This window comes from Streptomyces sp. NPDC024632 (assembly GCF_055559175.1).
In genome coordinates, this window is the sequence record NZ_JBVHLD010000004.1 from 94,277 (window position 1) to 108,012 (window position 13,736).

The 13,736-nt window shown below is 73.8% G+C and carries 8 protein-coding genes and 1 pseudogene; 7 read left to right on the forward strand and 2 right to left on the reverse strand.

Annotation, left to right across the window (positions count from 1 at the left end):
- Both ACZ37P_RS10170 and ACZ37P_RS10175 read right to left on the reverse strand, forming a co-directional pair.
- Positions 1-790: pseudogene (locus ACZ37P_RS10170) on the reverse strand (hypothetical protein); the annotation flags it as partial.
- Positions 791-999: 209 nt separating this feature from the next.
- A complete protein-coding gene (locus tag ACZ37P_RS10175; protein WP_467345952.1) occupies positions 1,000-4,266 on the reverse strand; it encodes an FtsX-like permease family protein in 3,267 nt (1,088 codons plus the stop codon).
- Positions 4,267-4,932: 666 nt separating this feature from the next.
- Between ACZ37P_RS10175 and ACZ37P_RS10180 the strand changes: the two genes are divergently transcribed.
- The 7 genes from ACZ37P_RS10180 to ACZ37P_RS10210 all read left to right on the forward strand — a co-directional run bounded on the left by ACZ37P_RS10180 (position 4,933) and on the right by ACZ37P_RS10210 (position 13,665).
- Positions 4,933-6,663: a DUF4331 domain-containing protein gene (locus tag ACZ37P_RS10180; protein ID WP_391046075.1), complete on the forward strand. Its 1,731-nt coding sequence runs from the start codon at positions 4,933-4,935 to the stop codon at positions 6,661-6,663.
- Positions 6,660-7,427 carry a class F sortase gene (locus ACZ37P_RS10185; protein WP_467345954.1) on the forward strand — a complete coding sequence of 256 codons (768 nt, stop codon included), beginning with the start codon at positions 6,660-6,662 and terminating at the stop codon, positions 7,425-7,427. Before ACZ37P_RS10180 ends, ACZ37P_RS10185 begins: the two co-directional genes overlap by 4 nt.
- Positions 7,424-8,785 carry a tetratricopeptide repeat protein gene (locus ACZ37P_RS10190; RefSeq protein WP_467345955.1) on the forward strand — a complete coding sequence of 454 codons (1,362 nt, stop codon included), beginning with the start codon at positions 7,424-7,426 and terminating at the stop codon, positions 8,783-8,785. Before ACZ37P_RS10185 ends, ACZ37P_RS10190 begins: the two co-directional genes overlap by 4 nt.
- 131 nt (positions 8,786-8,916) lie before the next feature.
- Complete coding sequence (locus ACZ37P_RS10195) at positions 8,917-10,068, forward strand: acyl-CoA dehydrogenase family protein (protein ID WP_391163018.1); 1,152 nt, start codon at positions 8,917-8,919, stop codon at positions 10,066-10,068.
- Between the two features lie 3 nt (positions 10,069-10,071).
- Complete coding sequence (locus ACZ37P_RS10200; RefSeq protein ID WP_467345957.1) at positions 10,072-11,190, forward strand: acyl-CoA dehydrogenase family protein; 1,119 nt, start codon at positions 10,072-10,074, stop codon at positions 11,188-11,190.
- 124 nt (positions 11,191-11,314) lie between these two features.
- Positions 11,315-12,307 carry a zinc-binding dehydrogenase gene (locus tag ACZ37P_RS10205; RefSeq protein ID WP_467345959.1) on the forward strand — a complete coding sequence of 331 codons (993 nt, stop codon included), beginning with the start codon at positions 11,315-11,317 and terminating at the stop codon, positions 12,305-12,307.
- 86 nt (positions 12,308-12,393) lie between these two features.
- Entirely contained in the window at positions 12,394-13,665 is a 1,272-nt protein-coding gene (locus ACZ37P_RS10210; protein ID WP_467345961.1) for a cytochrome P450, read from the forward strand.
- Positions 13,666-13,736: the final 71 nt, after the last annotated feature.

A 13,736-nucleotide genomic window follows, 5' to 3' on the forward strand; every position in this document is an offset into this window, starting at 1 on the left:
GTTGCGGGGTGGCTGGGGACCGGACGATCTCGGCGCGGGGGAGTAGGTGGGCGGTGTCGGGACGGGGGGGGCGGGGGAGGGAGAGCACCGTGCCGGCGGACCCCCCCCCCGGGTAGCGCGTCGGCTGGTCCAACGACGCCCGCCCGGCCCAGAAGCCGTCGGCCGCGGCCGTGGTGCGGTAGACCCCGCTGACCAGCAGGTCGACCTGGGGCGGCGCGTTCCCCACCGCGGGCGTCCTGGCGAATTCCAGCGTCAGTCGGCTCCCGGTCGTGACGCCCAGGGCCCGCGCCGTGGCCTGCGACAACCCGATCTGGGGCGCGGTGCCCAGCGGTGTGCGGTCGGCCGGGGCGCGGCCGCTGACGTAGCGCAGATGGGCCCGCGCGGACGGCAGGTAGCTGAGCGCCAGCTTGGTGGCGGTGTTCGCGGGGCCGGGAGGCGGCGGTGCGACCAGGGACGCCGGGTTGTAGTCGTAACCGCCGCCGACGGAGGTCAGGCGGCGCGCGCCGGTGCCGCTGAGCTGCTCGGTGAAGGTGCTTCCCGCGCCCAGCAGGGTGGCCATGTCCACCGCGGGCGGGTCGGTGTCGAAGACCTCCGGAGTGGCGCTGACGCTGATCAGCGGCGCCTCGGCCTGCGCCGCCGCGACGCGCTGCCGCAGCGCCCGGTCCTCCTGGCGGCCCACGACGGCCGGGGCCCAGGCGCACAGCGCCGTCAACACGATCACCATGACCGTCAGGCAGACCAGCAGCGGGAGGTCGCCGCGGGTCTCCTGACGTATCAGGCGCAGTGTCACCGAGGCGCCCGTACCGCCCGGCCGCCTCACCGCCGTGTCCGCTCCCGCCGATCCCGTCTCTGTCGTACCCGTTGCCCCAAGTCCCTTTCCGGTCACGTCCGTTCGTTCGGCTCGCGTCTCCGCCCCGTCCGTTGCCCCACGTCCGTTGTCCCCCGCGCCCGTTCCCTCGGCTGGTGTCCGCCGCCCCGCGCGGTCGCGTCCGGCCCGGCTCATCGGTCCTCACCCGCTCGCAGCACGCGTACGAGGTCCACCCGGGCCAGCAGCCGGGCGAGCGCCAGCACGATCGCGCTGATGGCCACAGCGGTCGCCACCGCCGTCAGCGTCACGGTGCCCCACGGAGTGACGTTCGGCAGCGGGGGATACGGGGCGTGGCCGCTGTCGTCCACGGTGACCAGCGGCAGCACCGCCGAGGCCAGGGCCATGCCCATCAGCGCGCCCGGCACCACCGCGAACAGCGCCAGACTCAGCTGCTCGGCGCCCAACAGCGCGTACAGGCCGGTGGACCGGACGCCGATCGCCCGCAGCAGCGCGAATTCCTTGCGGCGCCGCCGGGTGGAGACCACCGCGTGCACGGTGAAGGCGATGACCGCGAAAGCGGGGGCCAGGTAGCGGACGAGTTCCAGCACCCGGCGCAGCCCGGCGCGGAACGGGTCGTCGCGCAGCGCCGCCGCGGTCCGTTCCGCTGTCGTGACCCGGCCCAGCGCGGGCCGCGCCTCGGCGGCCGCGGCCGTACGCGCGCTGTCGGTGCTGCTGATCCACCAGAACGCGGGATCCTCCTGGTCGACTCCGGCCACGGTCATCGCGGCGGCGAGCTGGCGCTGATCGGCGATCAGATGCCCCTGCCCGCGGCCCAGTCCCGGCAGCGAGTCGACCAGGCCCACGATCGTCGCGGTGATCCGGCCGCCGCCCAGATCCAGTGTGGTGGTGCTGCCCACGCTCAGGCGCGTGTCGCGCAGGGCGGCGGCGTCGGCGCGTACCGGGAGCGGCGCAGGACGGCCGGCCGGGCCCGCCACGAGGCGCACCTGGCTGCCGGGCCGGGTCTCGTAGTCGCTGTCGGCCAGGCCGCCGAAGGCGTCTCCGGTCGCGGTCGAGGCCCTGACGCCGGTGCTGACGGTGGTCCTGAGCACCTCGGAGCGGCCGGGGGCGATCGCGCACACCCCGGGAGTGCCCGGACTGTAGTCGCCCGTCGGTTTGCCTTCGCAGGCCCCGGCGGTGGCGTCGGAGGCGTGGGTCGTACCGTCGGCCCAGACCTGGCCGCCGGGAAGGCTGGTGACCCACGTGTCCGCGCTGCCCCGCGCGCCGACCCGGATCAGCTCCAGGCCGAGCCGCGCGGGCCGCGCGTTCGGCTGCGGCAGGACGTTCACAGCGGTCACCGTCAGCGGATACGCCCGCGGGTGGCCGTCGCTCAGCGCCACGTCGAGGGGGACCACGACGGTGTGCCGGGCGCCGTCGGCGGCGGGCAGGCGGGTCGCCAGCGTACTGACGAGGCCGGACGCGTCCTGCACGGTCAACTCCAGATTCGGCGCCGCGCGGCTGCCGTCGCTGCGCAGCCGCTCGTCCAGCAGCAGCGCGGTCGGACGGCCGGGGAGCGGCACCCCGAAGACGGCCGGTGACGGGGTGGGGGGAGCGGGCCCGCCGACCGTGCCGACCAGGCCCTCGGTGGCGTCGCCCGGCAGGTTCACCGTCGACTGCGTCACCGGGGTCACGGCGGTCACCGCGGGCAGCGCGCGATAGGCGGCGCCCAGTACGGACGAGGGGTAGCCGCCGTCCGCCGACGGCTGGACGCGTACGTCCGCGCCGACGGTGAACGCGGCCTGCTCGGACGCCAGTCCGCCCAGGCAGGCCAGCGCGGTGGTCGCGAAGGCGCTCACGGACACGGCCAGGCACATCAGGACGACCGGTCCCGCGTTGCGCGCGGCCCGGCGGCTCAACTGCCAGCCCGCCAGCGCGAGGGCCAGGCCCCGGCTGCGACGGCCGAACGCGTCCAGGAGCAGGGAGGTCAGCGGCAGCAGGCGCAGCAGCAGGAGGGCGGCGGCCCCGGCCACCAGGGCGGGCACCAGGACCAGCACCGGGTCCGCGCCCGCGCCGCCCGTGCCGACGTCGGCGATCAGCGAATGGTGCCGCCGCAGCTCCAGATAGCCCAGGGCCGCGACGGCCAGCAGCGCCAGGTCGGCGCCCAGCCGCTGGGCGGCGGCGCGTACACCGCGGGCCGGCCGGGACCGCGTCGAGCGCAGGACGGGCAGCAGCACCGCCGCCGCGTGCACCAGCAGGGTCAGGCCCACCGCCGCCCACGCGGCGGTTCCCCGGCTGCCCGGGCGCAGCAGCCCGGCCAGAAACGGCGCGACGGCCGCGGCCGGAACGCCGGTGACCGCCCACTCGGCCGCCGCCGCGCGCAGCAGTCGCGGGGTGCCCGCGCCCCTGGCCTGCTGGAGTGCCAGTTCGTCGCGCCGGTGCTCGGTGAGCTGGCGGGCGGCCAGTACCAGGGTGGCCAGGGCGAGGACCGCCAGCAGCACGCTCGGCAGGTACAGCGAGGACCGGGCCGCCACCATCGGCACCGCCAGGCCGTCGATCGCGCCCGGCAGCCCCGAGGCCACCGTCAGGTCGTCCAGAGCGGGCTGCCGTCCGCCGAACACCGACACGCGGCTCGCGCTGCCGGAGAAGGCGCGCATCCGGTCGTGCAGTCCGGGGAGGCTGTCGGCGTCGATCCGGGCGAAGTCCGGCTGCATACTCCAGTGGGCCGTCAGATGGCTGTTCAGGACGACGCTCCCGTTGAGAGCCGACGCCGAGACCACGAGCAGGTCCTGGCTGGCGGTCTCGTCCGCCGTCACGTCGCCGGCCATCGCGGGCCAGAATCCGACGGGGCCGGTCGGCCGGAAGACGCCGGTGATCCGCAGCGTCATGGAGTGCCTGAAGCCGTCGCGCACCTGGAGGCGGGAACCGGCGGTGACTCCCAGCCGCCTGGCCAGCGCGTCCGGCAGCGCCGCGTCGACCGGGGCGGTGGACCCGGCGGCGATCCGTACGTCGGGCAGCGAGGTGAAGGCGTCCGCCGTCGCGTCCGCTGTGCCGACCGGCCACCGTCCGGCGACCAACTGCCCGAATCTGCCCGCGTCCTGGACGGCGACCGGGTGCAATCCGGTTCCCCCGGGGCCGCGCGGCGGGCCCGTGACCCCGTCGATCCCCGTCACCGAGACCGGTGAAGACCCCAGCAGCCCCACATAGGTGTGCTGCGGAACCCCGGCGAACGTCCGGTCGGCGGCGGCCCGTACATCCCGGTCGGCGACGGCCATGCCTCCGGCGCGGAAGGGCGCGTTGACGGTCACCTGCGCGTCGAGGTCGGCGGCCAACCGCCGTACGGCGCCCGCCTGTACCGAACTCCCGGCCAGCGCCGCCAGTGCGGCCAGCGCCGTCGCGCACAGCAGGACGGTCACGGCGACGGCGGCCAGCACCAGCCCGTGCTGCGTGGCCTGCCGTACCACCGTGGGGAGCCGCCGTCGGGCCGGTCCCGGGACTCCCGGGCGTCGTCGCGGCGACGACGTGAAGGCCGTGGCGACCACATGAACCCCCGCGTTATCGAACATGTGACGGTGACGGCGCGTCACAGTCCTACCAGGGCATCCCCCAACGGGGCAAGCAGAGGCCCGGCGCGGGCCTGTGGGGAGGCCCGGCGCGGGGCCTGCGGGGAGGCCGAATCCCGGCCCCGGCGGCGCGGGCGGGGCCGCGCGCGTACCCGATGGGCCGACCCCGCACCTGTCACGGGCGCGCACTCACTCGGGCGGCTCACCGCTGCCACCGGGGTGGCGCACAGGGCCGGGGCGCGGAGGGAGGCAGCCCCGGCTCCGGAGCCCACTGTCGCCCCGTCACCACCGCCGCCCCTGGCCCGAGTACCGGCGGATCCAGGTTTGTTGACCGTGGTGGCCCACAGCGAGAACCCTTCTGCCGCATTTCGGACCTGGCGCGTTGCAGGCCCCCTCGGCGCGTGGTGCTTTATGCGTAGCTTAAGCCTCATATCGGACTTGCTCGGTGCCGTCGCCGTCACCGTACGGCGCGGTCATCGAGGTTCCGTTCAGGGCTGAGCCGTCCCCGCTCTGCGCCGTCCCGCCCCCAGCCGGGGGGCGGCGGCCCCGCCTGGAAACGGATGGTCCATGCAGTCTTCCCACCCGCCCCGCCGCACGGCGGCCCGCGCCGCCGAACGTTCACTCGCCACCGCCGGCCTGCTGGCCCTGGTGTCCTCCGTCGTCCTGACCGGTCTGACGCCCGGTGTCAGCTCCGCCTCCAGTCACCGCGAGGCGCCGCTGATCGCAGGGGACCCCAAGGCGGACAACACCGACGTCTACGCCTTCACCAGCCCGGACAACCCCGACACCGTGACCCTGGTGGCGAACTGGATCCCGTTCGAGGAGCCCAACGGCGGCCCGAACTTCTACCCGTTCGCCAACGACGCCCACTACAACATCAAGATCGACGCGGACGGCGACGGCAAGGCCGACACCACGTACACCTGGTCCTTCACCGACCACTACCGGGACGAAGCCAACCAGTTCCTGTACAACACCGGGGTCGTGAAGTCGCTGGACGACACCACCTTGAACTTCCGTCAGACGTACACGCTGACGGTGACCGACGCGGAGGGCAACACCAAGACGCTCCTCAAGGACGCGCCCGCGGCCCCCTCCAACGTCGGCAAGGCGTCGATGCCGGACTACGCCTCACTGCGCAAGGAGGCCACCGTCGCCCTCCCCGACGGCGGCCAGACCTACGCCGGGCAGGCGTCCGACCCGTTCTTCCTCGACCTGCGGGTCTTCGACCTGCTGTACGGCGGCAACCTCAAGGAGACCGGCCACAACACGCTCGCCGGTTACAACGTCAACACCATCGCCCTCCAGGTGCCCAAGTCCGCGCTGGCACTGAAGGGGGACGCCACCCGCAACCCCGTCATCGGCGTCTGGTCCACCACCGACCGGCAGGGCGCGGCGGTCGCCGCGCCGTCCGGCAAGGGCGACGAGGGCATGGCGTCCCACGGCGCGGAGGGTGCCAGGGGAGCCGGGGGCGCCGGGAAAACCGCGGGCGCCGCGGACTCGCAGGACGAGGGCAAGGGCGGCCCGCCGATGCCCGACAAGGGCGGCGAGACGGGCTGGCACCAGGTCTCGCGCCTCGGCAACCCGCTGGTCAACGAGGTCGTCGTCCCGCTGAAGTACAAGGACGCCTTCAACACCCTCAACCCGGACCAGGACCACACCGTGCAGCCGGTCGTCGACAAGGTCCTGGACCCGATCGTGCCCAAGCTCATCCAGAGCATCTACGGCGTCCCGGCGCCCGCCACCCCGCGCAAGGACCTCGCCGAGATCTTCCTGTCCGGAATCTGCAAGGCGTGCGGACCGGTCCAGGCCGACCTCAACTCGCAGTTGCTCAACGCCGACGTGGACAAGGCGAAGTTCACACCGTCCGAGGAACTGCGGCTGAACATGGCCGTCGCGCCCTCCGCCAACCCCAACCGGCTCGGCGTCCTCGGCCAGGACCTGGCCGGCTTCCCCAACGGCCGGCGGCTCAACGACGACGTCGTCGACATCGAGCTCCAGGCGCTGGAAGGCGCGGCGGAGACCGGAAAGATCGTGCCCGCGCTGGCCGCGGGCGACGCCGTCGACACCCCCTACCGCCAGCCCGGTTCGACCTTCCCGTACGTGGCGCTGCCCAACACCGCCGCGGTCAACCAGGCCGACTCGCTGCACCCCGACGGCGGCGTGGGCGCCGGCTTCGGCGGCACCGCGTTCCACGGTGGCTTCCCCGCCGTTCCGGTGACGGCCCTGGGCGGCGGCGCCCTGCTGGCCACCGCCGGACTCCTGGCGCTGCGCCGCAGGCGCGCCGACCGGGTGTGACCGCCCCCGCCACCTCGGGCCGCCCGGCCTCCGCACCGGAGGCCGGGCGGCTGCGGCGCGCCCTCGGATTCCGCCCCGCCCGGCCCTGGCGCCTGATCACCGCGCTGGGCGTCCTCGCCGGTCTGGGCATGATGACGGCCGGCGGCTGCGCGCTGCTCACCGCCCGGCCGCCGAAGACCACGCAGGTCGACGTCGGCACGCTGCCGGTCCCCGCGACCGCCGGGGGCCACGCCGCCGCCGTCGCCCCCGCGGCGCCCGCCGCACGGCCGGTCCGGATCCGTATCCCCGGCATCGGCCTCGACCACCCCCTGATCGGCCTCCAGGTCCAGCAGGACGGCCACCTCGGCGTGCCCGAGGACCCCGGCCAGGTCGGCTGGTGGAGCGACGGCCCGCGCCCCGGCGACCCGGGCGCCGCCATCGTCGTCGGCCACGTCGACTCCCTCACCGGCCCGGCCGCCTTCTACGGACTGTCCACGCTGCGCCCCGGCGACCGGATCACCGTCGACCGCGCCGACCACAGCCACCTGGACTTCACCGTGCGGGCGCTGCGGCAGTACGAGAAGGACGCGTTCCCCGACGACCAGGTCTACGCGACCGCCGGTCCGCCCACGCTGCGGCTGATCACCTGCGGCGGCGCGTACGCGGGACCCGAGGGCGGCGGCTATCTCGACAACGTCGTCGTTTACGCCACGCCCGCCGACCCGAAGCCGCCGCGCCCGTCCCCCCACGCCACCCCCAAGACCCCCCATCGGAGCGGGAATTGACTACGTCCGTCCGCCGGAGCCCCCGGCGTCATCTGCTGTCCGCCGCCGTCACCACCGTCCTCGGCGTGGGCCTCTTCCTCGCCGGCGGCCTCGGCCTCGCCCCCTGGCCGGTGACGGGCGCCGACCGCGCCGCGGGTCCCACGGGCGAGGCCGGGGCTCCGGCGGCCGGCGCGGACCCGCTCGCCCAGGACATCAACGGCATCCAGGCCCACCTGCGGCAGAGCCCGCGCGACGCCGTCGCGCTCGGCACCCTCGGCCTCGACTACGTCCAGCAGGCCAAGAACACTGCCGACCCGACGTACTACCCCAAGGCGGAAGCCGTCCTGAAGCGCTCGCTGTCGGTGGACGCCACGGACAACTTCACCGCGATGGGCGGCATGGCCGCCCTGGAAGCCGGGCGGCACGATTTCCGCCAGGCGCTCACCTGGTCGCGCAAGGCGGTGGCCGTCAATCCGTACAACTCGTCCCTGTACGGCACCCTCGCCGACGCCCTCACCCAGCTCGGCCGTTACGACGAGGCCGCCGACGCCGTACAGCGCATGGTCGACCTCAGGCCCGGCGCGCCCTCGCTGGCGCGCGCGTCGTACGTCGCCGAACTGCGCGGCGACATCGACACGGCCAGAACCGACATGCGCCGCGCCCTCCAGGACTCCGCGGGCCCGGCCGACCAGGCGTTCGCCCACTACTACCTCGGCGAACTCGCCTTCAACAACGGCGATCCGGCCACCGAGCTGACCGAGGCCGCCGCCGGTCTGCGCGTCGCGCCGACCTACACCTCGCTGTTCCAGGCCAAGGCCAGGGCCGAGGCCGCGCTCGGCAGGACCGACGCCGCCCTCGCCGACCTCAACCGGGCCGTCCAGCGGGTCCCGCAGCCCGAGTACGTGCTCCAGCTCGGCGAGCTGTACCAGTCCCTCGGCCGCACCGCGCAGGCCGACGAGCAGTACCAGCTCTTCCGCGCCGAGCAAAAGCTCTTCACCGCCAACGGCGTCGCCCTCGACTCCGACGCGGCCCTCTTCGAAGCCGACCACGGCGACGCCGCGCAGGCCCTCGCCATCGCCCGCCGGGGCATCGAGTCCCGCCCCTTCATGGACACCCACGACGCCCTGGCCTGGGCCCTGCACGCCAACGGCCGCGACCGCGAAGCCCTCGCCGAGAGCGACCTGGCCCTCGCCCAGGGCACACGCAACGCCCTGTTCCGCTACCACCGCGGCATGATCGAACGGTCCCTCGGCGACACCGCGGCGGCCCGCACGGACCTCGCGACCGCCCTGTCCGTCAACCCCCACTTCAGCCCCCTGGCCGCCCCCAAGGCCCGCGCGGCCCTGACCGCCCTGACCGGCCCGTCCCGGCGCACCTGACCGTCGCGGAGTCCCGGTCCTCGGCGGCTGGGCCGGGCACCGGGGCGTTCGCGCTTCTTGACGGGGGTTCGGGTGGCGTGCCACGGTGAGGATATTACTTAGGGATGTTAAGTGATTCCTCGAGGAGCCGTATGAAGCTGAGGTTGTCGCCCGAGGACGCGGCCTTCCGTGACGGGTTGCGGCGGTTCTTCACCACGCGGGTGCCGGGGCACATTCGGGAGACGGTGGCGGCGCGCGAGGAGTTGACCAAGGAGCAGATGGTCGAGTCGATGCGGACGCTCGACGCGGCCGGGATCGCGGTGCCCAACTGGCCGGTCGAGTGGGGCGGGAGGGACTGGACGCCGCTGCGACGGCACATCTGGCACGAGGAGATGCAGGCGGCCTGCGTTCCGCCGCCGGTCACCTTCAACGCCTCGATGGTCGGCCCGGTCATCGCCGCGTTCGGCTCGCGGGAGCTCAAGGAGCGCTTCCTGCCGCCCACCCGGAACGTCGACATCTGGTGGTCGCAGGGCTTCTCCGAGCCCGACGCCGGTTCCGACCTGGCCGCTCTGCGCACCTCGGCCGTACGCGACGGCGCGCACTATGTCGTCAACGGCCAGAAGACCTGGACCTCCTACGCCCAGTACGGCGACTGGATCTTCACACTGGTGCGCACCGATCCGGACGCCCCGCGCAAGCAGGCCGGCATCTCCTTCCTCCTGATCGACATGGCCTCGCCGGGCGTCACCGTCCGGCCGATCCAGCTCATCGACGGCGGGAGCCTGGTCAACGAGGTCTTCTTCGAGGACGTGCGCGTCCCCGTCGACAACCTCGTCGGCCAGGAGAACCACGGGTGGGACTACGCCAAATTCCTCCTCGGCAACGAGCGGGTGGGGATCGCGGGCGTGGGCGGGACCAAGTGGCTGCTGGCGCAGGCCAAGACATGGGCCGGGGACCGGCTGCGCGAGGATCCGCTGCTCGCGGCGGACTTCGCGCGGCTGGAGAACGACCTGCTGGCGGTCGAACTGACCTCGATCCGGGTCGCCGCCGACTCGGCGGACGGCAAGGCGCAGCCCGCCTCGTCCGTCCTCAAGCTCGCCGGATCCGAACTCCAGCAGGCCGTCACCGAACTCGTCCTCGGCCTCGCGGGCGAGCAGGGGCTCTCCGGCGACCCGGCCGCGGGCGCGCCGCCGTGGACCCGCCCGGCCGCCGCGGCCTATCTCCACCTGCGGGCCGCGAGCATCTACGGCGGCTCCAACGAGGTGCAACGACAGATCATCGCCGGCACGATCCTGGGGCTGTGAGACATGGACTTCGACCGCACTGACGAGCAGCGCGCCCTGCGGGACGCCGTACGCGGTCTGTTGGGCACGGCCTACGCCACGGTCCAGGGTCGCCGTGACGCCACAGCCAAGGAGCCGGGATACGACGAGACCATGTGGTCCCGGCTGGCCGCGATGGGCGTCCTCGGACTGCCGTTCGCGGAAGAGGCCGGCGGCATGGGCGCGGGCCCGGTCGAAGTCGGCGTGGTGGCCGAGGAGATCGGGCGCGTACTGGCCCCCGAGCCCTTCGTCGAGGCCGTCGTCCTGTGCGGCGGCCTCCTCGCGCGGGCGGGCGGCGACGTGTCCGGCATCGCGGACGGCACCCTCCTTCCGGCGTACGTCGGCGGGCCCGGCGTCACGGCCCGGCGCCACGGCGAGCGCTGGGTGCTGGACGGCGGCGCCTCGCCCGTACTCAACGGAGCCCGTGCCGACCTGCTCGTGGTGGTCGCCGACGCCGGCGGAACACCGGCGCTCTTCACGACGGCCGGGGGTGAGCGGACCCCGTTCGGTACGTACGACGGGGGACGCGCCGCCCGGGTGACCTTCGGCGCGACCGCCGCCGAGCCGCTGGGCGATCCGGCCGCCGACGCGACCGGCGTGATCGCGTACGCCCGGGCCCGCGCGCAGGTGGCGTACGCCCACGAGGCGCTCGGCGCCATGGAGCGCGCGCTGGAGATCACCCGCGACTACCTGCGCGACCGCCGCCAGTTCGGGAAACCGCTGAGCGCCTTCCAGAACCTCACCTTCCGCGCCTCCGACATGTACGTCTCGCTCGAACTCGCGCGCAGCACGGTGCTGTGGGCGTCGATGGTGCTCGCGGAAAGCGACGAGAGGGAGCGGGAGGGCGGTCTGGCGGGGAGCGGCGCGGCCGAAGGCATCGAGGCGGCGTCGCGCGCCAAACTCCGGGCCGCCGAGTCCGGGCGGCACATCGGCCAGGAGGCGATCCAGTTGCACGGCGGGATCGGCATGACGATGGAGTACCAGGTCGGGCACTACGCGATGCGGCTCACCACCATCGAGCACCTGCTGGGCGACCGGCGCCACCATCTCTCCCGCCTGGCGGCGGCGGTCGGCGACCACCGGGCCGTGAACCCGCTGCAATAGCCGGCGCCCGGCCGCCGCAGGAGCTGACGAACGAGCCGGCGGAGGAGTCGTCCGATGAGCCGGTGGATTCTGTCGATAATCCATTAACCATGCTAATTTATTGCGCAATCCGAAAGGGGCCCCCATGGCAGGGTCGGTCACCACACACGAAGCCCGGCTCACCCACGACGGCGCGGAACCCCTCACCGCCGGTTCGTTCGAGGTGGCCGAACGGGAACTGCCCCCGGCGGTCGACGGCGAGATCCTCGTCGAGGTCCGGTACGCCTCCCTCGATCCCTCGCAGCGGATCCGGCTCCGGTCGGAGGGCGCCGGTTTCGTCCCGCCCGCCGGAGTCGTCGGCACCGTCGTGGAGTCCCGGAGCGACGCGTTCGACGTCGGGGACACGGTGACCGCGCCGGGCGCCTGGGCCACCGTGGTCCGCGTCCCGGCCGCGAGCGCCGAGCGGTACGACGCCCCGGAGGGTGTGGCCCTGCACCACGCGGTCGGTCTGCTCGGACTGACCGGTCTGACCGCCTACTTCGGGGTACGGCGGGTGCTCCGCCCGCGTCGCGGCGAGAAGATCGTCGTGACCGGCGCCTTCGGGGGAGTGGGCCAGGTCGCCGCGCAGCTCATCGCCGCGAGCGGCGCCGACGTCCTCGGCGTCGTGGGCGGCCCCGACAAGGCGCACGGCCTCAAGCGGCTCGGCATCACCGCCGTCGACCACCGGGCTCCGGACTGGACCGCCGAGGTCGACCGCTGGGCGCCCGAAGGGCTGCACGCGGTCTTCGACAACGTGTGGGGCGAGACGTCCGCGCGGCTGGTCGAGCGGCTGGGACCGCTCGGCCGCGTCGCCCTGTGCGGGCAGATGTCCGGCATCGGCGAGGCGGTGGTCCCGCCGCTGCCGCTGGACAACTGGTTCCGGCTGGTGACCCGTTCGCTGACCGTCCAGGGTTTCCGCGCGGCCGACTTCGCCGCGGAGAACGCCGACGCGCGCCGGGCGCTCGCGGACATGATCGCCTCGGGCGCCCTCGACCAGGAGATCCACCTGGCGCCCGGCCTGGCCGCCGCGGGCCCGGCCTTCGCCGACCTGCTCACCGGCCACGTCGTCGGCAAGCTCGTCGTAGCGGTGCGGGAGTGAGCGACGGTGCGGGATCACGCGGCGGTGCGGGAGTCAGTGACAGTGCGGGATCGAGCAGCGGTGCGGGAACGAGCGGAGGTACGGGCATGAGCAGCGGTACGAGCGCGGGCACGGACGCCCTGCGGGACGACGTACTCGCCCTGCTGGCCGGGGACGGCGACAGGCTCGCGGACCCGTACCCCACCTGGAACCGGCTGCGCGAGGAGATCCCCGTCTGGAAGCAGGGCGACGTGGTGATCCTGAGCCGGCACGAGCACGTGCACCAACTGCTCGGGGACAACAACATCCTCTACAGCCGTCAGGGCACGAAGACCTCCGCGCGCTACGAGCGCGCCAAGCGGGAGTTCAGCCCGCACGGCAGCGCCGCCTTCGGCCGGGTCCTCGACCAGGAGTTCCACCAGTTGGTGCGGATGGACCCGCCGGACCACCCACGGGTGCGGCGGGCGGTCCAGCCGCCGTTCTCGGCGCGCAATCTGGCCCGTGAGATGCAGGACAAGGTCAGCGAACGGGTCGACCGCAATCTGACCGCCCTGGCGGCGGGCGGCGGCGAGGCCGACTTCAAGAAGTTCGCGTACTCCCTTCCCCTCCAGGTGCTCGGCGACCTCCTGGGCATCCCGATCGACGACCTCGACATGGTCCACTCATGGGCCCAGAAGATCGCCGAGAACAAGTTCAACGCCGACTCCGAGAGGGCGGCGGTCGAGGCCGACGAGGCGTACCGGCACCTGATGACGTACATCGACGTGCTCGTGGCGCGCCAGCGGGCGAGCGGCTCCGAGACCGGCCTCGTGGCCGCGCTGCTGGAATCGGAGGACAGCGGCGTGGTCTCCCACGAGGAGGCGATGGCCATGATGGCGCTGATGATCTTCGCGGGGCACGAGACGACCAGCAATCTGCTGGCCATCGGACTGCTCGAACTGCTGCGCCATCAGGACCAGTGGGACCTGCTCGTCGCGGAGCCCGAGCGGGTCCCGGCGGCGGTGGAGGAGCTGCTGCGCTTCGTCACGCCCGCGCACTTCCTGCCGTACGTCGCGAAGGAGGGGCGGGAGGTCGACGGCGTCGCGGTCGAGGCGGGCGACACCGTCATCGGCGTGCTCGCCGCGGCCAACCGGGACCCCGCGGTCTTCGCGCGGCCGGACGAGCTGGACGTCGCCCGCTCCGACAGCCGCGCGCACGTCTCGCTCGGCCTCGGGCCGCACTTCTGCCTGGGGGCCGGTCTGGCGCGGATGGAGGCGACGGCGCTGTTCGGCACGATCGCGCGCAGGTTCCCCGGCGCGCGGCCGGTCGAGGCCGACCTGCGCTGGGGCGGCCGTTCACTGCGTACGCCACTGGCCATGCCGGTCCGACTGCTGGGCTGATCGGATGCCGTGACGGCGGCCGATCCCGTGCCTTGACGGTGGCGGGCAGCACTCCTATCGTGTTATTTCAC

Excerpts from the sequence above, each read along its gene's own strand:
- ACZ37P_RS10180 (WP_391046075.1), top strand. The coding sequence starts at position 4,933 with ATGCAGTCTTCCCACCCGCCCCGCCGCACGGCGGCCCGCGCCGCCGAA.
- ACZ37P_RS10195 (WP_391163018.1), top strand. The coding sequence starts at position 8,917 with ATGAAGCTGAGGTTGTCGCCCGAGGACGCGGCCTTCCGTGACGGGTTG.
- ACZ37P_RS10200 (WP_467345957.1), top strand. The coding sequence starts at position 10,072 with ATGGACTTCGACCGCACTGACGAGCAGCGCGCCCTGCGGGACGCCGTA.
- ACZ37P_RS10205 (WP_467345959.1), top strand. The coding sequence starts at position 11,315 with ATGGCAGGGTCGGTCACCACACACGAAGCCCGGCTCACCCACGACGGC.
- ACZ37P_RS10210 (WP_467345961.1), top strand. The coding sequence starts at position 12,394 with ATGAGCAGCGGTACGAGCGCGGGCACGGACGCCCTGCGGGACGACGTA.